Origin of the sequence: Streptomyces sp. 4N509B (assembly GCF_052245655.1) — a bacterium.
Taxonomy (GTDB): domain Bacteria; phylum Actinomycetota; class Actinomycetes; order Streptomycetales; family Streptomycetaceae; genus Streptomyces.
In genome coordinates this window covers 13697-35107 of the sequence record NZ_JBQQBZ010000035.1, presented here as the reverse complement: position 1 = coordinate 35107, position 21411 = coordinate 13697, and the positions used below count along the sequence as shown (strand labels likewise).

Here is a 21411-nt window from a genome sequence, read left to right as displayed (position 1 = left end):
GCCGCCGCCAACGCGCCCGCGAAGGAACGAACACCCATGAGCTCCATCAGACAGACAGCCGCGTCCGCTCTCGCCGCCCTCGCCCTCGCGGGCGCGCTGGCCGCGTGTGGCACCACGGAGGACCCCGCCGAGGAGGAGACCCCCGAGGGGTCCGGGGGCGCCGAGCCCATCACCCTCACGGACGCCCGTGACCGGGAGGTCACGTTGGACGGCCCGGCCGTGCGGGTGGCCGCCACGGAGTGGAACGTCGTCGAGTACCTGATCTCGCTCGGGGTCCAGCCCGTCGGCGTCTCCGACATCGAGGGCTTCGAGACGTGGAACAACTCCGTCGAGCTCGACGACGCGGCCACGGACATCGGCACGCGGGGCGAGCCCAGCCTCGACACGCTCGCGACGCTGGACCTCGACGCGGTCTTCGTCACCGACCAGCTCGTGGAGGGCGCGGTCGAGCAGATCGAGGAGAACGTCCCGGTCATCGTCGTCCCCGGCGGCGACGCGGAGGACCCGATCGGCCAGATGTTCGCGAACATCGACCTCGTCGCCCAGGCGACCGGGACCGAGGACGCGGCCGTGGAGCTGCGTGAGGAGTTCGACGGCGCCGTGGCCGACGGCCGTGCCGCGCTCGCGGAGGCCGGCGCCGAGGGCGCGACCGTGGCGTTCAGCGACGCGTACCAGGCCGGCGAGACCGTCTCGATCCGGCCGTTCGGCGAGGGCTCCCTGATCGGCGGCGTCCTCGGCGAGCTCGGCCTCGTCAACGCCTGGAGCGGGGTCGCGGGGCTGGAGTTCGACCCGGTCTACGGGCTCGGCCAGACGGACGTGGAGGGGCTGTCGGCCCTGCCCGGGGACAGCGCGTTCTGGTACATCGCCAACGCGAGCGAGACCGACGTCTTCGGGGAGACGCTCGCCGACAACTCCGTCTGGACGTCGCTGCCGTTCGCCGCGGACGCCGTCCGGCTCCCCGACTCCATCTGGATGTTCGGCGGCCCCGCCTCGATGGCCCAGTTCATCGACGCGGCGGTCGACGCGGCGGCGCACACCGAGAGCTGAACCGGTGACGACGACGGGGACGGCCGGCGCGAGGGACACGGCCGGCGCGACGGGGACGGTCAGCATCGCGGGCGCGGCCGGAACGAGCGGCGCGGCCGGCGCGACGGGCACGGCCGCCGCGGCCGGCGCCGCCGACGCCCGGCCGTCGGGCGGGCGGCTGCTCGCGCTGACCGGCGCCCTGCTGCTCGCCGCCGTGGTGCTGTCGGCGCTCCACCTGGTGCAGGGCACCGCCACCGTTGGCCTCGGCGACCTCCTCTCGTGGGTCCTGGGCCGCGACTCCGGGCTGGAGACCGCCGTCGTCGTCGAGTCGCGCGTGCCCCGTCTGGCGGCGGGGCTCGCGGTCGGTGTCGCCCTCGGCGCCGCCGGCTGCGCCCTCCAGTCGATCTCCCGCAACCCGGTGGCCTCCCCGGACATCCTCGCGGTCAACGGCGGCGCGCACCTCGCGCTCGTCGTCGCCGCCGCGACGGGCCTCAGCCTGCCGTTCGTCGGCGACATCACCCTCGCGTTCGTGGGCGGCCTCCTGGCCTCGCTCCTCGTCGTCGCGCTGACCGGCGGCGAGTACGGCACGGTGCGGCTGGTGCTCGGCGGCACCGCGGTCTCCCTCGCCCTGACCTCCCTGACGACGTCGCTGCTCATCCTCTTCCCCGAGGAGGGGACGGGCCTGTACGCGTGGGCCTCGGGCTCGCTGAGCCAGAACGGCCTGGGCACCGTGCGGGTCGTCGCGCCGATCCTCCTCGCCGGGGTGGCGCTCCTGCTGCTGTACGGCCGGCGGCTCGACGTGATGATGCTCGGCGACGACGAGGCCCGTTCGCTCGGTATCCCCGTGCGGCGCACCCAGCTCGGGGTGCTCCTGGTGGCCGTCGTGATGTCCGCCGCCGCGGTCGCCGCCACGGGGCCGATCGGCTTCGTGGGCCTGGCCGCGCCGGCGCTCGCCCGTCTCCTCGTGCCCCACGTGCCGGGGCTGCACCGGCACCGGGCGCTCGTTCCGGTCTCGGCGCTGACGGGCGTGGTCGTGATCCTGGGCGCGGACGTCCTGTTGCGCGCCGTCATGGGGGCGCAGAGCGCCGTCCGGGTGCCGACCGGGGTCGTCACCTCCGTGCTCGGCGGCCTGCTCATGGTCGCGCTCGCGCTGCGGCTGCGCGCCACCCCGATCGGCGGGGCGGTGCCGACGCTGGAGGTCTCGGGGACGGGCACCCGTCACCGGGCGGCGCTGGTCGCCGCGCTGGCCACGGGGCTGTTCGGCCTCGTGGTCGTGGCCGCGCTCGTCGGCGACCGGACGTTCCTCGTCGGCGACCTCGCGCTGTGGGTGCGCGGCGAGGCGGGCCCCCTGGTCAGCACCGTGATGAGCACCCGGGTCCCGCGGCTGGCCGCCGCGCTGCTGGCCGGCGTGGCGCTCGCCGTGGCGGGCACCACGATCCAGGCCGTCACCCGCAACCCCCTGGCCGACCCGAGCATCATCGGCGTCAGCGGCGGCGCCTCGCTCGGCGCCGTGCTGGTGGTGACGTTCACCCCGCTCGCCGGCTTCTGGGCGGTCACCGGGAGCGCGGGGGCGGGCGCGGCGGTCACCGCCGCCGTCGTCTTCGCGCTGTCGGCGCGCGGTGGCTTCTCCTCCGACCGGCTCGTCCTCGTGGGCGTCGGCGTGTCGTTCATGACGACGGCCCTGGTGACGATGCTGATCGTCGCCACCGACCCGTTCAGCGCGGCCAAGGCGCTGACCTGGCTGTCGGGCTCGACCTACGGGCGGTCGTTCGAGCACCTGGTGCCGCTCGGCCTCGTCTGCCTCCTCGTCGTGCCCGTCGCCTGGGCCGGCCACCGGTACCTGGACCTCGTCTCGCTCAACGACGACACCCCACGGGTCCTGGGCCTCAACCTGCCGCTGGCCCGCTTCGTCCTCCTCGGCTGCGGCGTGGTGTTGACGGGAACGGCCGTCGCCGCGATCGGCGCCATCGGCTTCGTCGGGCTCGTCGCGCCGCACGCCGCGCGGACGTTGCTCGGTCGGCGCCACCGGTGGGTGGTTCCCGTCGCGGCGCTGCTCGGCGCCGCGCTCGTCGTCGTGGCGGACCTCCTCGGGCGGACCGTCATCGCCCCGGAGCAGCTGCCCGCCGGGCTGCTCACGGCCGTCATCGGCACCCCGTACTTCCTCTGGCTGCTGCGCCGCACGCACAGCCGCGCGTAGGGCGCCGCCTCAGGGGAGGGCCCGCCGTCCGGGGACGTCGCGGGCGGCCATCCAGACGGTGAGGTCCCGGGCGATGTCGTTGACGCTGGCCGAGGTGGTGACCTCGTGCTCGTCGCGGCTGGTGTCGCGGCGGACGACCTCGTATCCGCCCTGGTCCCGCAGCACGGTCACGGAGGCGGACCAGACGGGGTCCTCCCCGTCGGGCCGGATCACCAGGAACGTGTTGTCGGCGCCGTCGAGGTCGCTGATCATCATGAACAGCGCGTCCTCGGACGGGTCGTCGACACGGTCGCCGTTCTCGCTGTCGGCGCCGTAGTAGCGGGCTCCCACCGGGCGCGCCTCCCTCCGCTCGTCCCACCGTGGTGGCGGTCAGCATCGCACGCGCTGGTGCGGTGCCCCTCGGGCGCGGCGTCCCTCGGGCGCGGCGGCCGGTGACCGGATGTCGCCCACGTCAACAGGTCCGCGACACGGACGCGTTGACGTCGCGACGCGCCACACGGCCCCGCGCGCCGCGTTGCCCCCTTCCCGCGCTGGTCCGCGCTGCCCCGCACTGATTCTCGTCAGACCTCTTGCCGCAGGTGAGAGGTCATGCCACTGTGGCCGGCGACAAAGTCGAATCGCCTTCTACATTGCAGAACGAGGACCATGAGCGCAGAGCAGAAGCCCGAACCCCCACAGGGCGGAGCCGTCAAGAGCCCGATCCAGACCATCGACCGGGTGGCGGCGCTGCTGGAGGCGGTGGCGAACGCGGGCCCGGCCGGGATCGGGCTGTCCCAGGTGACCGACGCGGTCGGGCTGCGGGCGACGACCGGCCGCACGCTGCTCTCCGCGTTGGTGATGCACGGGCTCGTCGCGCAGATCGAGACCACCCGCCGGTACGTGCTCGGCCCGCGCTTCTTCGAGCTGAACCGCACCTACACGCTCCACAACGACCTCGGCGCCGTCGCCGCCCCGGTGATGCGCGACCTGTGGGAGGCCACGAGCGAGACGGTGCAGCTGGCCACGCTCCAGCACGGCCGTCGGGTCGACGTGAGCGTGCTCGTCAGCCCGCAGCTGCTCAACATCAACCCCACCGCGATGCGCTCGGCCCCCGAGCCGGTCGAGCCGCTCATCCACACGGCGGCGGGCAAGGTGCTGCTCGCCGGGCTCCCGGACGCCGAACGCGACCGGCTGCTGGCCTCCGGCCGCACCACGTTCGACCGGGCGCGGGTGCTGCGCGAACTCGCGACGGTGTCCGAGACGGGGTTCGCGACCAACCACGAGGAGGACATCACCGGCGTCTGCGGGATCGCCGCGCCCGTGCGCGACCACACCGGGCGGGTCGTCGCGGCGCTGTGCGTCGGGTACCCGTCGGTCCGCCGCACCCCGGAGTACGAGGAGCGGCTGCGCGCGGCGACGACCGCCGCAGCCGCGGCGCTGTCGGGCCTGCTCGGCGCGCCGGAGGAGGGCCCGGAGGACCCGGCCGGCCCGGCGGACCAGGCCGGCCCGGAGGACCGGGGTCGTCGTGCGTGAGGAACTCGACGTGCTGGTCGTCGGCGGCGGCCCCGCCGGGATCTGCGCGGCGATCCAGTCCGCGTCGCTGGGCGCACGCACCGGCCTGGTGGAGAAGAACGGCGCGCTGGGCGGCACCACGACCGTCGCCGGAGTGGCGCTGCCCGGCCTCTTCCACGCCTGGGGCCACCAGGTCATCGCCGGAATCGGCTGGCGGCTGGTGCGCGAGGCGGCCGAGACGGCGGGGATGCCGCTGCCCGACTTCTCCCGCTGGGACCTGCCGCACTACCGCCTGCAGGTGCCGGTCAGCGCCCCCGTGTACGCCGCGATCGTCGACCGGGAGCTCCTGGCGTCCGGCGCCGAGCTGCTGCTGCACACCATGGTCGCCGAGGTGACCTGGACCGGGTCGCGGTGGCGGGTGGCGCTGTGCGGCAAGGAGGGGCTGCACGAGGTCACCGCCACCCGCCTGGTGGACTGCACGGGCGACGCCGACGTCGTCGGGCTGGCCGGGCTGCCCCGGATCAGCGCGCGGCACAAGCAGCCCGGCACCCTGATGGTCCGGTTCGGCGGCTACGACCACCGCACGCTCGACGGGATCGACCTGGCCGCGCTCGACCGGGCCTACGACGCCGCGCTCGCCGACGGGACGCTGCGCGTCCAGGACTTCCAGACCAGCGCCCGCCCGCTGCGCAAGCTGCTGCGCAACCGCGGCGAGAACGCCCTCCACATCACCGGCGTCGACGGCGGCACCAGCCGCGGGCGCACCGACGCCGAACTGGCGGGCCGCCGCGCGATGCTGCGGATCTTCCGCTTCCTGAAGGCGCAGCCGGGACTCGAGGGCCTGTCCATCGAGTCGTGGGCCGTCGAGACCGGCATCCGCGAGACGCACACCATCGACGGGATCGCGCGCGTCACCGTCGAGGACTACCGCGGTGGCCGGGTGTGGGACGACGCCGTCTCGTACAGCTTCTACCCCATCGACGTCCACCGCTCCGACGGCGACGGCATCGCCATCTCGCCGCTGGACCACGGCGTGGTGCCGACCATTCCCCGTGGCGCCATGGTGCCCAAGGGCTCACCCGGCTCGCTGCTGGTCGCCGGCCGCTCGGTCTCCGGCGACCGCGAGGCGAACTCCGCCTACCGGGTGCAGGCCTCGTGCATGGCGATGGGGCAGGCCGCGGGGACCGTGGCCGCCCTGTCGGTCCGCGACGGGACGGCCGTCGAGGACGTTCCCGTCCCCGCGATCCACCGCACGCTGCGCGCCACCGGCGCCATCGTCCCCGGTGACGTCGCCATCCCACCGCTCGCCGCCGGGCCGGAACCCGGGCGGCGTACCGCAGACACCCCGGCGCCCCGCCGGTGAAGGAGGAACCATGAGACGCAACGACGTCGTTCGTCGACGACGCGCCCGGACCGCCAGGACCGCGCTCGCGGGCGGCCTGATCGGCGCCCTCGCCCTGTCCGGCTGCGGCTTCGCCAACACCGGCGACGGCGGCGGCGGTGACGACGCCCCGAAGCTGACGACGTACACCAGCCCCGAGCAGAACACCGGCTTGGAGGAGCTGTACGCCGCCTACGAGGAGGGCGAGGGCGTCAGCATCGACGCCTCCTTCGCCGCCGTCGAGGAGCTCAACCAGCAGCTGCGCGTCCAGCTGACCTCCGGCACCGCGGCCGACCTCATCCGCGTCTCCCCCGGGTACTCCAGCCCCGTCTCGGCCGGCGTCCTGGGCGACGCCGACGAGCTGGTCGACCTGTCCGACGCGTCGTGGGCGAGCCGGCTCGACGACAGCTCCTCGACGCTGGCCCGCTCCGGAGACCGCACCGTCGCCTTCCCCGTCGGCCGCAACGCGATCGTCATGGCCTACAACACGGAGGTCTTCGAGGAGCTGTCCCTGGAGGTCCCCACCACCTTCAGCGAACTACTCGCCGTCTCCCAGGAGCTGGAGGACGCCGGAAAGACCCCGATCGCCACCGGGCTGACCGGCGGCGTCTACCTCCAGTTCTACGTCTACGCCCTCGCCGGCACCCTCGTCTACGGCGAGCAGCCCGACCTCGACGCGCGGATGCGCGAGGGGAGCACGAGCTTCGCCGAGGAGGCGGCCTGGACCGAGGTCTTCGACAAGCTGACACAGCTCAGCGCGTACTTCACCCCCGACGCCCTCGGCGTGCCGCCCGAGCAGGCGTTGCAGTCGCTGGCCCGGGGCGACGCCGGCATGTCCCTGATCGTGTCCGCCGCCCTGCCCCAACTCGCCGACTACGCGCCCGGCGGCGCCGACACCTTCGACGTGTTCGCGATGCCCGCCAACGACGACCCCGCCTCGACGCTGGTCCCCACCGCCCCCGACTTCCTCGCGGTCAACGCCGCCTCCCCCCGGGTGGACGAGGCCAGGGCGTTCCTCGACTTCCTCGCCGAGCCGGAGAACGTGCGGCGGTACGCGACGGCCCTGAACGTGCTGCCCGGCACGGGCGAGGTCGCCGACGCCGGGGACTCGCCGCTGGCCTCGGTGCTCCCGATGATCGACTCCGGCCAGACGGCGCCGTACGCCAACTACCTGTGGCCCAACGGCGACACCCAGCAGGAGCTGCTCCAGTCCGGACAGCAGCTGCTCTCCGGGGACATCGACGTCCCCACCCTGCTGGACCGGCTCGACGAGCAGTACGCGAAGGGCACGCCGTGACCACGTCCGCCCTGAGCAAGGCGCCGCGCGCCCGGCCCGCGCCGGCGCCGGCGGGGCCAGGGCGCCGCCGGACGGGGCGGCGGCGCGGCGCGCCCTACGCCTTCCTCGTGCCGGCCCTGCTGGTCTACGGCGTCGTGATGCTCTACCCGACGCTCGCGGGCGGGCTGTACGCCTTCACCGACTGGAACGGGGGCGCCGGGGGCACGGAGTTCGTCGGTCTCGACAACTTCTCCCGCCTGCTGTCCACGGAGTCCGCGCGCGCGGCGCTGACGAACACGCTGCTGATCGCGGCGGCCTGCACCGTCGTGCAGACCGCGGTCGGGCTCGCCCTGGCGTTGGCGCTCCACACCCGGCTGCGCAGCCGCAACGTGCTGCGCACGCTGTTCTTCGCCTCGGCGCTGCTGCCGCCGGTGATCATCGGCTTCCTGTGGCAGTACCTGCTGACCCCGACCGGGCCGCTGAACACCGCCCTGTCGAACGCGGGCCTCGGCGCCCTGACGCAGAACTGGCTCGGGGACGACTCGATCGCGCTCTGGGCGGTGATCGGCGTGATCATCTGGCAGAACGCCGGCATGTCCATGGTGATCTACCTCGCCGGGCTCCAGGGCATCCCGCAGGAGGTCCACGAGGCCGCCGCCATCGACGGCGCGGGCGCCTGGCAGCGCTTCCGCTCCGTCACCCTGCCGCTGCTGCTGCCGGCGACGACGATCGTGCTGTCGCTGACGCTCATCGGCAGCCTCAAGCTGTTCGACCAGGTCTTCGCGATGACCGGCGGCGGCCCCGGCTACGCGACCGAGACGCTGTCGGTGGTCATGTACAAGGAGGCGTTCGTCTCCGGCGAGTTCGGGTACAGCGCGGCGATCGCCCTCGTGCTGACCATGATCGTCTTCGCCTTCGCCATGGTCCAGCTCACGGCGCTGCGCCGGTTCGAGGTGGAGTCGTGAGGCCGGGCCGGGCGCGGGCGGCGCGCGGGGTGCTCGGCGAGCTGGGCATGATCGCCGTCGGCGTGCTGTTCGCGTTCCCCTTCTACGTCTTCGTCAGCATCTCGATGAAGACGCCGGCCGAGGTGGCGGACGACCCGCTGGGCCCGCCGTCCGGGCTGCACCTGGACAACTACACCACCGCGTGGCGCGAGGCGCGGCTCGGCCAGGCGCTGTTCAACTCCACCGTCGTCGCCGTCATCAGCGTCGCGCTGCTCGTCGCCCTCGGCTCGCTGGCCGCCTACACCATCGCCCGCCGCGCCACGCGGCTCTCCTACGCGACGTACGTCCTCTTCCTGCTCGGCATCATGGTCCCCCTCCAGCTGGGCATGGTGCCGCTGTACCAGCTGATGCGGGACCTGAACCTGCTCCAGACCTACACCTCGCTGATCATCTTCAACGTCGGCAGCCTGCTGCCGATGACGGTCTTCCTCTACGCGGGCTTCACCCGGGCGCTGCCGCGCGCCTACGAGGAGTCGGCCTACGTCGACGGGGCGGGCACGCTGCGGACCTTCGTCGGGATCGTCTTCCCGCTGCTGCGCCCGGTCACGGGCACGGTGGTGATCATCTCGGGGATCAACGTGTGGAACGAGTTCCTGACGCCGCTGCTCTACGTCGGCGGCAGCGCCCAGCAGACGCTCCCGGTGGCGATCTTCGCCTTCCGGGGCGAGTTCGCCACCGACTGGGGCGTGATCTTCGCCGGCATGGTCCTCGCGATCCTCCCGATCCTCCTCGTCTACTTCCTCCTCCAGAAGTCGATCATCAAGGGCTTCGCCTCCGGGCTGAAGGGCTGAAAGGACACCGACCCCGATGACCCACCACACCCCTGCCACGACCACCACCCGGCTCTCCCGAAGAACCCTGCTGCTCGGCGCGGGCGCCGGCGCCCTCCTCGGCGGCACCGGCCTTTGCACCGGCCTCACCGCCGCGACGGCCGGCGCCGCCACCCCCGCCGGCCGTGCCGGCGGCGCGGCCACGGCCTCGGCCTCGGCCGCGCTGCCGCTCCTCGCGCCGCTGCCGGACGGCGCCCCCGACCGCGCCCTGTTCTCCCACCCGGAGCAGCGGCTGGCCGCCTACCTGGTCACGCTCGCCCCGATGGTCAACGAGATCGTCGACGACGACCCGGCGCGGCGCGGCTGGATGGCGGGCGGCTGGTGGCGCACGCCCGCCGAGCCGTTCAACGCCCGCGTCCAGGAGCACGTCCACACCCTGAGCTGGTTCGCCACCACCGAGCGGCCGTGGAACCCCTACCACCGCGACCCCGCGCTGCTGGCCCGGCTCGACGCCGCGATCGGCCACTACCTCTCCCTCCAGCACGACGACGGCTCCTGGCCGGAGTACGAGCCGACGGAGCGCTCCCGCGCCGCGACCGCGTTCGCCCTCGGCTACCTCTCCAAGACCCTCCAGCGCCTCAGGTCGGCCGAGGTGCTGGCCGAGACCCGGCCGGCGATCAGCGCCGCGCTGCACCGGGCGATGACCTGGTTCCTCGACCCGGGCAACACCGGCGTGTGGCAGCCAGGGCCGATCGAGTTCGTCAACCAGCCGATGGCCGGGCTCGCCGGCGCGACGCTCGCCCTGCACCTGGACCCGGACCCGGCGCTGCACGCGCGGCTGCTGGAGCGGATCGCCGACATCGCCGCGCGGGGGCAGAGCCCCGCCGGCTACTTCTACGAGCCGCGCGGCATGGACATCGCCTACAACCTGAACGTCACGCTCTCGGAGGTCGTCGAGATCCTCGACCACGTCGACGCCCCCGAACTCGTCGCCATGGTCGAGCGCTTCGCGGACTGGCTCGGCTACAACCTGGTCCGCGAGCCGGACGGGGCCGGCTACGTCGCCAACACGGCCGGCTCCGCCCGCACCCCGATGTACGTCCTGGACGACGTCACCCCCGAGCCGCAGCAGCGCGACCTCGGCGCGTGGTTCACCCCGCTCGTCCCCGCGATGAGCGCCTTCTACCCCACCGCCGAGGACCGCGCCGCCCAGCGCGAGGCGTGGGCCGCCGAGACCGGCCCCGTCCCGGCGCAGGAACGCGGGGCGACCAACCCGCGCATCGTCGTCAACATCCCCTACGGCGAGGCGTACCCGAGCGCGGCGGCGAAGGCGGCGGCGATCGCGGCGCTGCCCTACCTGGCCACGGACCGCCTCACCGAGCTGCGCCGGGACCCGGGCGGCGAGGACCACCTGTTCGTCCGCCGGCCCGGCTACTACACGATGGCGCACTACGGCCCGAACGCGACGAGCCTCGTCCGCTCCGGGCTGTCGCTGATCTGGCACCCCGAGGCCGGGACGTTCGTCCACAGCGGGCACAACAGCAACGCCGACTGCTGGGCCACCGTCCTGCCGAACGGCGGCACCGACGCCGCCGCCGACCTCACCGTCACCTACCACGACGGCGACCCGGCCGACGGCGCGGTGCTGGCCCCCGAACAGCTCGCCGACGTCCGGGACCTCGGCGTCGCCTGGCGCACCCGGCTGGGCAACGTGACCGGCGCCGCCGTGCTGCGCGACTCCTCGATCACCAAGCGGATCACCGCCACCAGCGACGCCACCGAGCAGGTGCCGCTGGTGCTGCGGGCCAGCGACCGCCTCACCTGGATCGACGGCGGCGGCCGGGTCGAGGTCGGCGCCACCACGCGGGCGCGCGGCCTGCTGGTGCGCCGCGGGCGGGTCACCCTCGCCATCCGGTGGGAGCGGCGCCTGCCGGCGACCGTCACGGCCCTGGAGCGGACCTACTTCGCCGACGCCAGCCGACGAGCCCACGTCCTGCGGGTCGCGCACCCGCCGACGGCCGTGTTCCACTACCGGCTGTGGTGACGACAACGGTCGGCGGGCTGACCGTCGAGCACACCGCCGAACCCGTCGGCGTCGACGTGGTGCCGCGCTTCGCCTGGCTGGTCACCGACCCCGAGGGGCGGCCCGTCACGCCGGACGCGTACCGGCTGCTCGTGCGCGACGGGGACACCACCGTCTGGGACAGCGGCCGGGTGGACGGCGCGGACACCATCGAGGTCGAGTACGCGGGCCCGCCGCTGGCGCCGCTGCGCCGCCACCACTGGTCGGTGCGGGTGTGGGCGGGCGGACGGGAGCACACCGCCGCGTCGACGTTCGTCACCGGCGTCGTGGACGGGAACTGGCACGGCGCGCGCTGGGTCGCCGGGCACGACGACGCGGCGCCGCTGCTGCGCCAGGAGTTCGAGCTGCCGTTCGACCCGGTGGAGGCGTACCTGGTGGTCGCGGCGGGCGGGTACGCCCGGGTGCGGCTCGACGGCGAACCCGTCGAGCCGTTCACGCTCAGCCCCGGCTTCACCGACTACGACGTCCGCGTCCAGTACGTCGTGACCGACGTGACGGAGCGGCTGCGGGCCACCCGGCTACGGGCGGGAGGGCCGCGGGCGGGGCGGCACGCCGTCGGCATGGAGTTGGGCCGCGGCTTCTACGGCATGGCGCGGCGCACCACCTGGGACTGGCACACCGCGCCCTGGCACGGCACGCCCCGCGCCCGGCTGCTGCTGCTCGCCCGCGACGCGGCCGGCCGCGAGCACGCCGTGGTGTCCTCCGGCGCGTGGCGGGCCACGGGCGGCCCGACCCGCGCCGACGACCTGTACGCCGGGGAGGACTTCGACGTCCGCTTCGAGCAGGAGGGCTTCGCCGCCGCCGGGTTCGCCGAGGACGGCGAACGCTGGCGGCCGGCCCGCGAGGTGCCGGGCCCGCGCGGGCGGCTGGTGAACCAGCGTCAGCCCCCGATCGGGGTGACCGCCACGTTCGCCCCCGAGTCGGTCACCGAACTGGCGCCGGGCCGCTGGGTGTACGCCTTCCCCCGCGTCGTCGCCGGCTGGGTGCGCCTGGAGCTGCCCGCGGCGGACGGGCGCGGCCCCACCACCGTCGAGCTGCGACACGGCGAGGTCCTCCACCCCGACGGCACCCCGCGCGCCGAGGACGACCGCGGGTACTACGACGGGCGGTTCCAGACCCACCGCGTCACCGCCGACGAGCGGGCGCTCAGCTGGCAGCCGAGCTTCAGCTACCAGGGCTTCCAGTACGTGGAGGTGCGGGCGCCCGGGCTCGCCGCGCCGCCGGCGCTCACCGCCGTGCTGGCGCACACCCTGGTGCGCCGGACCGGCGCGTTCGCCTGCTCCGACCCGCTGCTCAACCGGCTGCACGAGCTGACCGTCCGCACGCTGCTGAACAACCTGCACGGCCTGCCCACCGACACGCCCGCCTACGAGAAGAACGGCTGGACCGGGGACGGCATGCTCGGCACGGAGATGTTCCTGCTCAACTTCGACGCGCACGAGCTGCTCGCGAAGTGGTCGCAGGACATCGCCGACTCCCGGCACGGCGCCGGCGCCCCGGCCGTCATCGCGCCGTTCGGCGGCTGGCGGCTGGACTGGTCCCCCGCTCCGACGTGGCACGCCGCCCTCGTGCTCGGCCCGTGGTGGCTGCACCGCTACACCGGCGACCGTCGGATCGTCCGCGAGCTGTGGCCCGACATGACGTCGTACGTGGAGTTCGAGCTGGCCCGCTCGCCCGGTGGCATCGCCGACACCACGCTCGGCGACTGGGTGAGCCCGGACTCCGACCCGGCGGTCGGCGTCCCGCCGGAGGACCACCGGATCGCCGCGACGGCGTTCCTCCACGCGATGACGCTCGCCCTCGCGTCGATGGCGGACACGCTCGACGAACCGGCCGAGGCGAGCCGGTGGCGGCGGGAGGCGGCGCGCGTGCGGCGGGCGTTCCGGCGGGAGTTCGTGACCGACGCCGCGCACCCGGCGCCCTGCGCCGCGCCCGACGCGCACGCGCCGGTCGTCGCGGGGCGCGGCGACGACGGGTTCCGGCAGTCCCACCACGTGCTGGCGCTGGCGCTGCGGCTGCTGCCGCCCGCGACGGCCCGGCGGGCGGCCGACGCGCTGGCCGCCGACGTCCGCGCCCGCGGGGGCCACCTCGCGACGGGCGCGCTGGCCACGAAGTTCCTGCTGCCGGTGCTGTCCGAGCACGGGCACCTCCAGACCGCGCACGCCGTCGCGACGCGCACGGCGTTCCCGAGCTGGGGGTACTGGGTCGAGCAGGGCGCGACGGCGCTGTGGGAGCACTGGCGCCTCGACTCGCGGTCGCGGGACCACTACTTCCTGGGCACCCTCGACGACTGGCTGTTCCACACCCTCGCCGGGCTCCGCCCGACCGAACCCGGCTGGGGACGCCACGCGCGGCCCGCTCCCGCGCTGCCCGACGGCCTCGACTGGGTGCGGGCGTCGGTGCGGACCCCCTACGGCGTGCTGCGCGCCGAGGCGCACCGGTCGGGGCCCCCGGCGGACCCCGACGCGGGGTAGGGCGCTCACGCGCCGTCGGGCGACGGCGGCGGTGGGCGGGGGAACGGCGTGGCGTGGCGCCGCCCGCGGGCGCCTTCCGGGACGCCTTCCGGGGCACCGAACAGGCCGACGGGCGGGGACGCCGAACAGGGACGCTGACCAGGGGCGCGACGCCCTCGGAAGGGCGGGAACGCCATCTCGCCACCGCGTTTGCCGTTCCTTTACGATGGGGGAGACCGTTGCCCGGACGACCGCTTGAGGAGCGTGCTCCGCCCCCGTGGACGAGCCTCCCAGTATCTGCTGTGTCACCCCACGCGCCTTCCCTCGTGCAAACGGGAAGGGGGTGACACGGTGATCGAAGTGCTGCTGTTGCTGCTGGCGATCGGGCTCATGCTGGCCTGCGCGGTCTTCGTCGCGGCCGAGTTCTCGCTGACCACGCTCGAACGCGGCGTGTTGGAGCGCGCCGCGGCGGACGGCGACAAGGGCGCCGCCTCCGCGCTGAAGGCCGCGAAGCGGCTGACGTTCCAGCTCTCCGGGGCGCAGCTGGGCATCACGGTGACCTCCCTCGTGATCGGCATGCTCGCCCAGCCCTCCCTGGCCGCCCTCATCGACGGCCCGATCGAGGCGGCGGGGCTGCCCGAGGCCACGGCCTCCTCCCTCGCCGTCGTGCTGGGCGTCGCGATCTCCACCGTGCTGCTGATGGTCATCGGCGAGCTGGTCCCCAAGAACTGGGCGATCTCCCAGCCGCTGCCCGTGGCCCGCGTGGTCGCCACCCCGCAGCGCGCGTTCACCGCCGCGTTCTCGCCCCTGATCCACCACCTCAACGAGACCGCCAACCGCATGGTGCGCCGCATCGGCCTCGAACCGGCCGAGGAGCTGGCCTCCGCCCGCACCCCGCAGGAGCTGGTGGCGCTGGCCAGGCACTCCGTCGAGCACGGAACGCTGCCGGCCGACTCCGGTGAGTTGTTCGTGCGGACGCTGCACCTGAGCGAGCTGACCGCCGAGAACGTCATGACGCCCCGCGTGGACGTCCACGCGCTGCACGTCACGGCCACCGCCGCCGACGCCGTCAACCTCACCCTGGCCACCGGCCACTCCCGGTTCCCGGTCTACGACGGCGGGCTGGACGACGTCACCGGCGTCGTCCACATCAAGAACGTCCTCGCCCTCGACGAGGCCGCCCGCGCCCGCACCCCCGTCACCGAGCTGGCCACGGAGCCGGTCCTGGTCCCCGACACGCTGCCGGTCGACCGCCTGCTCGACCAGCTGCACGCCTCCCGCTCGATGGCCGTCGTCCTCGACGAGTACGGCGGCACGGCCGGCATCGTCACGCTGGAGGACATCCTGGAGGAGGTCGTCGGCGAGGTCCGCGACGAACACGACCCCACCGAGCAGCCCGAGCTCTCCCGCACGGCCCCCGGCACCTGGGAGGCCGACGGCCGCCTGCGCATCGACGAGCTGGCGGGCATCGGCCTGGCCGTGCCCGACGGCCCCTACGAGACGGTCGCGGGGCTGATCACGACGCGCCTGGCCCGCATACCCGACCCCGGGGACGCCACCGAGGTGGACGGCTGGCGGCTGACCGTCCTGTCCACCGCCCACCACCGCGTCGAACGCGTCAGGATCGCCTCACCCGACGCCGCCGCGACGACCCCGTCGGCCACGGCGCCCGGGGGTGCGCGATGACCGGCCTCCAGCTCGCCGTCGGCGCGTTGACGCTGCTCACCAACGCGTTCTTCGTCGGCGCCGAGTTCGCCCTGATCTCCGTGCGCCGCGACCAGATCGAGCCCCTGGCCCAGGCCGGCCAGCGGCGCGCCCGCACCGTGCTGTGGGCCCTGACGCACCTGTCGCCCATGATGGCCACCGCCCAGCTGGGCATCACCGTCTCCTCCCTGGTGCTCGGCGTGGTCGCCGAGCCGGCCATCGCCCACCTGCTGGAGCCGGCGTTCGACGCCGCCAACGTGCCGCACGGCCTGGTGCACCCGATCGCCTTCGCCATCGCGCTGACCGTGGCCACCTACCTCCACATGCTCTTCGGCGAGATGGTCCCGAAGAACATCGCGCTCGCCGCCCCCGAGCGCACCGCCCTGGCGCTCGGCCCGCCGCTCGTCGCGCTCACCCGCGCCCTGCGGCCGGTCATCTTCGGCATCAACGCCCTCGCCAACACCCTGCTGCGGCTGCTGCGGGTCGAGACGAAGGACGAGGTCGCCTCCGTCTTCACCGACGACGAACTCGCCCGCATCGTCCGGGACTCCTCCGAGGCGGGCCTGCTCCAGGCCGGCGAGAGCCAGCGGCTGCGGGACGCGTTGGAGCTGGGCACGCGCACCGTCACCGAGATCCTCGTGCCCGCCGCCCGCATGGTGACCGTCGACCACCGCGTCACGCCACGGCAGCTGGAGCAGGCCGCCGCCGCCTCGGGCTACTCCCGCTTCCCGGTCACCGCCCCCGGCGGCGCCGTGCTCGGCATCCTGCACATCAAGGACGCCCTCGACGTCGTCGAACGCGACCGGCCCATGCCGCGCGAGAGCCTGCGGCCCGCCGTGCGGCTCGGCGTCGACACCCCGCTCGACGACGCCCTCACCGCCATGCGGGCCGCCTCCACCCACCTGGCGACCGTCACCAGCGACAAGGGGACGCTGCTCGGCTACGTCACGATGGAGGACGTGCTGACCGAACTCGTCAGGCCGAACGCCCCGCCCTCGCCCGCCGACCGCCGACCGCCGACCTGACCGCCGACCTGATCGCCGACCTGACGGCGTGATCCGCTTCACACCGACTCCTGTCAGGAAACGCGCCGCCGCCCCGTTCAAGGGGCACGCGAACAGCGCACCCGAGAGGAGCACCACCGTGAAGCACCGCATCCTCGTGCTCGGCGCCGGATACGCCGGGGCCTACGCGGCCGGAGTCCTGGCCCGCCGGCTGTCCCCCGCCGACACCGAGATCACGGTCGTCAACGCCGAGCCCACCTTCGTCGAACGGATGCGCCTCCACCAGCTGGCCTCCGGTCAGCAGCTGCGGACGCTCAAGCTCGCCGACGCGTTCGCCGGCACGGGGGTGCGGCTGCGTCTCGCGCGCGTCACGGCCGTCGACCCCGACCGGGCGACCGTCGCCGTGACCGACGAGAACGGCGACGACGAACTCCCCTACGACACCCTTCTCTACGCGCTCGGCAGCTCCGTCGCCGACCACGGCGTCCCCGGCGTGGCCGAGCACGGCTTCGACGTCACCTCGCGCGCCTCGGCGCTGCGGCTGCGCGACCGAATCGACAGCATCGACAGCCTCGGCGCGGGCACCGGCACCGGCACCCTGCTGGTCGTCGGCGAGGGCCTGACCGGCATCGAGAGCGCCGCCGAGTTCGCCGAGTCGCGTCCCGGCCTCTCCGTCGCGCTCGCCTCCCGTGGCGAGCTGGGCGCACAGCTCTCCCCCCGGGCCCGCCGCCACCTGCGCCAGACGTTCGAGCGGCTCGGCGTCACCGTCCACGAACACGCCACCATCGCGGCCGTGGAGCCGACGCGGGTCATCACCGCCGACGGCACCGCCATCCCGTCGCTCGCCACCGTGTGGGCGGCCGGTTTCGCCGTCCACCCGATCGCCGCCGCGAGCGGGCTGGAGGTCGCCGAGAACGGCCAGATCGTCGTCGACGACGCCATGCGGTCGGTCTCGCACCCGAACGTCCACGCCATCGGCGACAGCGTCCGCGCCATCGACGAGAACAACGGCCGTCCGCTGCCGATGTCGTGCGCCACGGCCGGCGTCACCGGCATGCGGGCGGTCGACGCGATCGTGGCGGAGCTGACCGGCCACCGGGGCTCCAGCCGGAAGCTGAACTACGTCGGCAACCACATCAGCCTCGGACGACGCGACGCGATCATCCAGATGGTCGACGGCGAGGCGCGGCCGAAGTCCTGGTTCCTGGGCGGCCGACCGGCGGCGCGCGTCAAGGCCGGCGTCCTGCGCGGCGCCCTGTGGAGCATCTCGCACCCGACGTTCGGGATGCCGAAGCGCAGGCGCCCCGCGAACGCCGCCGCGACCTCCACCGCGCACACCACCGCGCACACCGCCGCGAACGCCGCCGGGAAGGTCGGAGAGAGGCTGACGGCGTAGCGTGCCGTCCATGGACAGCGTCGCCACCGACCGCTTCGAGGCCAGCCGGGACCGGCTGGCCTCCCTGGCGTACCGCCTGCTCGGCTCGGCGAGCGACGCGGAGGACGCGGTACAGGACGCGTTCCTGCGCTGGCAGGCCGCCGACCGCGAGCTGATCCGCGTGCCCGAGGCGTGGCTGACGAAGATCGTCACCAACCTCTGCCTCGACCGGCTCCGCTCGGCGCACGCGCGTCGCGAACGCGCGGTCGGGGACTGGCTGCCCGAGCCGCTCCTCGACGGCGACCCGATGCTCGGCCCCGCCGACACCGTCGAGCAGCGGGAGTCGGTCTCGTTGGCCGTGCTCATCCTGATGGAGCGCCTCTCCCCGGTCGAACGGGCCGTCTTCGTGCTGCGCGAGGCGTTCTCCTACGGGCACGGCGAGATCGCCGAGATCCTCGACATCACCGAGTCCTCCAGCCAACAGCACCTGTCCCGGGCCCGGCGCCGCGTCACCGCCGATCGGCGCGGCGGCGAGGTCGACGCCGCGTCCGCGCGCAGGGTCGTCGAGGAGTTCATCGCCGCGGCCTCGTCGGGCCGCACCGATCGGCTGGTGGCGTTGCTCACCGACGACGCGTTCGTGATCTCGGAGGGCGCCGGGCTGGCCGGGAGGATCCTGCGGCGCCAGACGGCAGAGAGCGTCGCCTCCGCCATGCGCGCCGGCTTCAGGCCCACGCCCGCGAAACGACGCCTGGTCGGTGGCTCCCCCTCGATCCACGTCGAGTCGGTCAACGGCTCCCCCGCCATCCTCGCCGTTCTCGACGACCAGGTCGTCGGCGCCGTCGCGTTCGACGTCAGCGACGACGGCAGGGTCGCGGCGCTGCGCGGCTTCGGTGCGGCCCGCCTCGACCGCCTCACGGCGGCGTGGCGGCGGCGTGGCCCCACCGGGCCGCCGATCATCGCCGAGTGGTGACCGGCGGGCGAACGCGTTCCCGCACTCCCCTGCGAGCAGTCCCCCGTTTCCGTGACGAAGCGGTGCAACGGGGTTGAACCACCTCCAACCTCGACAGAATCCCGACGCGGGTGTGTCCCGAGCGGGAGCCCGTGGTTCTTCGTCCCTGACGAGGAGGGCTCGCGATGTCGAGTGTCCGAGGCCGTGCCCGTGTCCGAGGCCGTGTCCGTGTCCGTGTCCGAAACAGTCCCCGAAATGGCGCCCGAGGTCGTGCCCGAGCCCTGTCGAGAAAGGTGCTCGTCGCCGCGACGGCCCTGGTCCTCACGGCCCTCGTCACGGTCTCCGCCGCCGTCGCCGACTCGCCCGCCGTCGCCGACTCGCCCGCCGTCGCCGACTCGCCCGCGGTCGACGAGCGCCCCACCGCCGCCGTGTCACTCGGCGACAGCTTCATCTCCGGCGAGGCCGGACGGTGGCAGGGCAACGCCGTGCCGACCAACCTCGCCGGCGACCGGTGGGGCACGGACCGCGCCGCGTACGACTGCTGGTGGGACGGCGCCTGGTGCTCCCACGACGCCAGCCGCGTCTACGGTGACTCCGCCGAGAACGGCTGCCACCGCTCCGACACCGCCGAGATCCTCTCCGCCGACCTCGACGTCGACCACCGCGTCAACCTCGCCTGCTCGGGCGCCACGACCCAGAACGTCATCCGCGCCTCGCACGGCGGCCAGAGCTACAAGGGCGAGGCCCCCCAGGCCGACCAACTCGCCGAGGTCGCCGCGGAGTACGACGTGGAGCTCATCGTCCTGTCCATCGGCGGCAACGACCTGGGCTTCGCCGACATCATCGCCGCCTGCGTCAAGGGATTCCTGATCCCGCCCGACGGCGTCCCCTGCCGTCCCTCCCAGGAGCCGCTGCTGTCCAGCGCGCTGGCGCGGACCGAGCCCCTGATCGGCACGACGATCGACGAGATCACGGCGGTGATGACCGACGCCGGACACGCCGAGGGCTCCTACGACCTCATCATCCAGTCCTACCCATCGCCGGTCCCCGAGGGCGCCGACTACCGCTACCCCGAGACCTACGAAGGACGTCTCGTCACCGGTGGCTGTCCCCTGTTGAACAGCGACTCCGACTGGACGAACCAGTCGGTGGTGCCCCTGATCTCGGACATGATCCGCCGGGTCGCGGAGGACCGGGGCGTGCGGTTCCTCGACCTCAGCGGCGCGCTCGACGGGCACGAGGTCTGCTCCGACACCAGCGCCCAGGCCACCAGCTCCAACTCCCTGACCAACCCGCTGCCGGCCGCCGAGGCCGAGTGGGTGCGCTTCCTGGTCATCGTGGAGTCGCAGGGCGATCGGCAGGAGTCGATCCACCCCAACGCCTACGGGCAACAGGCGCTGGGCGCCTGCCTGACGCTCGCCGTCCAGCAGCCGGACACGGCCGAGATCAGCTGCGTCGCCAGCCCGGGAGGCGGGCCCTCCGCCATGCGACTCGTCGCCGGCGGCTGAAGGGCGGTCGCCGCGCGCCGGCCGGGGTCCCTCCCGAACGGACCCCGGCCGGCGTGTTCGGCTCCCCGCCGGCACTCCGGTGGTGACGGCGAGGAGAGAGCTAGTCGGGGAGGAGTTCGTTGGTGCCGGAGCCGCCGTCCAGCAGGTCGGTGCCGGGGCCCCCGAGCAGCAGGTCGTCGCCGCCCTGGCCGTGGAGGGCGTCGTCGCCCTCGCCGCCGCTCAGCTCGTCGCGGTCGGCGCCGCCGTACAGCCGGTCGTCGCCCGCCTCGCCGTACAGGTGGTCCGCGCCGTCCAGGCCGCGCAGCACGTCGACGCCGTCGCCGCCGTACATCGCCTGGCCGCCGGCACGGCCGATGATCCGGTCGTCGTCGGGGCCGCCCTCGCCCAGACCGGTGGGGTACAGCGTGTCCCGGCCGGTGCCGCCGTACAGCACGCCCGCGTCGCGCAGCGTGTCGTTCCCGGCGTCGCCGTACAGCCAGCCTGCGCCCTCCCCGTCCAGGATGTCGTCGCCGTCGCCGCCGTAGCCGTGGCTGTCGTCCCCGGCGTAGAGGCCGAGTTGGTCGTCGCCGTCGAGCAGTTCCACGACGACGCTCGTCCAGGAGGTCCCCGGGTCGTAGGACGGCAGGGTGCAGACCACGTAGGTCGGGTCGTCGGCGAAGGGGTGCTCGCAGCCCTCGCCCGCCGTGATCGGCACCCGGTCGTCGAACACGTACTCCGCGGGCCCGCCGGGCCCCTGGAGGACCACCAGGTCGTTGGCCTCGCCCGGTCCCGCCGTGTAGTGGATGTCGTGGCCCCCCGAGAAGGCGACCAACGCCGCCTCGCTCGCGTGCGCCTGCGGCGCGGTCAGCCCCACGGTGGCTAACACGAGCGCGCCCAGCGCGATGATGCTTCTTCGCATGTACTCACTCCCTCGGACAACGGCCCCGAAGGCCGGTGGTTGGGTCGCGGTACGAGGTCTGACTCCCGGCGCTCGCCGGAGGTTGTGGCTGACGCGCCGGAAGCGGGGGCGGCCCGGGAGCGGGCTCGGTCAGCCGTGGGCCATGGCGGCGCGTTGTTACCTCGTGGCGGGTCTCCGGGACGCGGCCGTCGGGGCGGCGAGCGCGGCCCTGGTGTGGGCGAGGTCGTGGAGGTGCGCTGTCTAGGGTCTCAGCAACCGTGGGAGTCGACGCGGGGCAGGAGTTCGGCGGTGA

General features: G+C 74.1%; 16 protein-coding genes. 14 read left to right on the top strand and 2 right to left on the bottom strand.

Translation table 11 applies throughout. The features are described 5' to 3' along the window. Positions 1-36 precede the first annotated feature (36 nt). Both ACTWP5_RS25695 and ACTWP5_RS25690 read left to right on the top strand, forming a co-directional pair. Positions 37-1047 carry an ABC transporter substrate-binding protein gene (locus ACTWP5_RS25695; RefSeq protein WP_443223496.1) on the top strand — a complete coding sequence of 337 codons (1011 nt, stop codon included), beginning with the start codon at positions 37-39 and terminating at the stop codon, positions 1045-1047. Positions 1048-1051: 4 nt separating this feature from the next. Continuing rightward, on the top strand, positions 1052-3223 hold the full coding sequence (locus ACTWP5_RS25690; RefSeq protein WP_443223495.1) for an iron ABC transporter permease: 2172 nt from the start codon (positions 1052-1054) through the stop codon (positions 3221-3223). Between the two features lie 9 nt (positions 3224-3232). On the opposite strand, the gene ACTWP5_RS25685 is transcribed toward ACTWP5_RS25690, so the two are convergent. Next, the gene (locus ACTWP5_RS25685; RefSeq protein ID WP_443223494.1) at positions 3233-3553 is read right to left on the bottom strand and encodes a hypothetical protein; all 321 of its coding nucleotides are present in this window, start codon (positions 3551-3553) and stop codon (positions 3233-3235) included. A gap of 315 nt (positions 3554-3868) precedes the next feature. Here ACTWP5_RS25685 and ACTWP5_RS25680 point away from each other — a divergent pair, with 315 nt between their 5' ends. The 12 genes from ACTWP5_RS25680 (at position 3869) to ACTWP5_RS25625 (ending at position 20221) form a co-directional block, all read left to right on the top strand. Continuing rightward, positions 3869-4735, top strand: coding sequence for an IclR family transcriptional regulator (locus ACTWP5_RS25680; RefSeq protein ID WP_443223493.1), 867 nt, complete (start codon positions 3869-3871; stop codon positions 4733-4735). Then, positions 4728-6077, top strand: coding sequence for an FAD-dependent oxidoreductase (locus tag ACTWP5_RS25675; RefSeq protein ID WP_443223492.1), 1350 nt, complete (start codon positions 4728-4730; stop codon positions 6075-6077). Before ACTWP5_RS25680 ends, ACTWP5_RS25675 begins: the two co-directional genes overlap by 8 nt. A 10-nt stretch (positions 6078-6087) precedes the next feature. Further along, positions 6088-7392, top strand: a complete 1305-nt coding sequence (locus tag ACTWP5_RS25670; protein WP_443223491.1) for an ABC transporter substrate-binding protein — start codon at positions 6088-6090, stop codon at positions 7390-7392. Beyond that, a complete protein-coding gene (locus ACTWP5_RS25665; RefSeq protein ID WP_443223490.1) occupies positions 7389-8336 on the top strand; it encodes a carbohydrate ABC transporter permease in 948 nt (315 codons plus the stop codon). The genes ACTWP5_RS25670 and ACTWP5_RS25665 overlap by 4 nt, the downstream gene beginning before the upstream one ends. Further along, entirely contained in the window at positions 8333-9166 is an 834-nt protein-coding gene (locus tag ACTWP5_RS25660; protein ID WP_443223489.1) for a carbohydrate ABC transporter permease, read from the top strand. Before ACTWP5_RS25665 ends, ACTWP5_RS25660 begins: the two co-directional genes overlap by 4 nt. A 16-nt stretch (positions 9167-9182) precedes the next feature. Continuing rightward, on the top strand, positions 9183-11189 hold the full coding sequence (locus ACTWP5_RS25655) for a hypothetical protein (RefSeq protein ID WP_443223488.1): 2007 nt from the start codon (positions 9183-9185) through the stop codon (positions 11187-11189). After that, entirely contained in the window at positions 11183-13702 is a 2520-nt protein-coding gene (locus tag ACTWP5_RS25650; protein ID WP_443223487.1) for a family 78 glycoside hydrolase catalytic domain, read from the top strand. The genes ACTWP5_RS25655 and ACTWP5_RS25650 overlap by 7 nt, the downstream gene beginning before the upstream one ends. A 330-nt stretch (positions 13703-14032) precedes the next feature. Beyond that, on the top strand, positions 14033-15367 hold the full coding sequence (locus tag ACTWP5_RS25645; RefSeq protein WP_443223486.1) for a hemolysin family protein: 1335 nt from the start codon (positions 14033-14035) through the stop codon (positions 15365-15367). Beyond that, a complete protein-coding gene (locus tag ACTWP5_RS25640; protein WP_443223485.1) occupies positions 15364-16410 on the top strand; it encodes a hemolysin family protein in 1047 nt (348 codons plus the stop codon). The genes ACTWP5_RS25645 and ACTWP5_RS25640 overlap by 4 nt, the downstream gene beginning before the upstream one ends. A gap of 118 nt (positions 16411-16528) precedes the next feature. Continuing rightward, positions 16529-17785, top strand: a complete 1257-nt coding sequence (locus tag ACTWP5_RS25635) for an NAD(P)/FAD-dependent oxidoreductase (RefSeq protein ID WP_443223484.1) — start codon at positions 16529-16531, stop codon at positions 17783-17785. Positions 17786-17795: 10 nt separating this feature from the next. Next, entirely contained in the window at positions 17796-18734 is a 939-nt protein-coding gene (locus ACTWP5_RS25630) for a sigma-70 family RNA polymerase sigma factor (RefSeq protein ID WP_443223483.1), read from the top strand. A 272-nt stretch (positions 18735-19006) separates the two neighbouring features. Beyond that, positions 19007-20221, top strand: coding sequence for a GDSL-type esterase/lipase family protein (locus ACTWP5_RS25625; protein ID WP_443223482.1), 1215 nt, complete (start codon positions 19007-19009; stop codon positions 20219-20221). A 100-nt stretch (positions 20222-20321) separates the two neighbouring features. Here ACTWP5_RS25625 and ACTWP5_RS25620 read toward each other — a convergent pair whose 3' ends face one another. Further along, positions 20322-21119, bottom strand: a complete 798-nt coding sequence (locus ACTWP5_RS25620) for a calcium-binding protein (RefSeq protein ID WP_443223481.1) — start codon at positions 21117-21119, stop codon at positions 20322-20324. Positions 21120-21411 lie beyond the last annotated feature (292 nt).

What these genes read in the sequence shown, in the direction of transcription:
- ACTWP5_RS25695 (WP_443223496.1), top strand. Translation starts at nt 37, where the DNA reads ATGAGCTCCATCAGACAGACAGCCGCGTCCGCTCTCGCCGCCCTCGCC.
- ACTWP5_RS25680 (WP_443223493.1), top strand. Translation starts at nt 3,869, where the DNA reads ATGAGCGCAGAGCAGAAGCCCGAACCCCCACAGGGCGGAGCCGTCAAG.
- ACTWP5_RS25670 (WP_443223491.1), top strand. Translation starts at nt 6,088, where the DNA reads ATGAGACGCAACGACGTCGTTCGTCGACGACGCGCCCGGACCGCCAGG.
- ACTWP5_RS25655 (WP_443223488.1), top strand. Translation starts at nt 9,183, where the DNA reads ATGACCCACCACACCCCTGCCACGACCACCACCCGGCTCTCCCGAAGA.
- ACTWP5_RS25640 (WP_443223485.1), top strand. Translation starts at nt 15,364, where the DNA reads ATGACCGGCCTCCAGCTCGCCGTCGGCGCGTTGACGCTGCTCACCAAC.
- ACTWP5_RS25630 (WP_443223483.1), top strand. Translation starts at nt 17,796, where the DNA reads ATGGACAGCGTCGCCACCGACCGCTTCGAGGCCAGCCGGGACCGGCTG.
- ACTWP5_RS25620 (WP_443223481.1), bottom strand. Translation starts at nt 21,119, where the DNA reads ATGCGAAGAAGCATCATCGCGCTGGGCGCGCTCGTGTTAGCCACCGTG.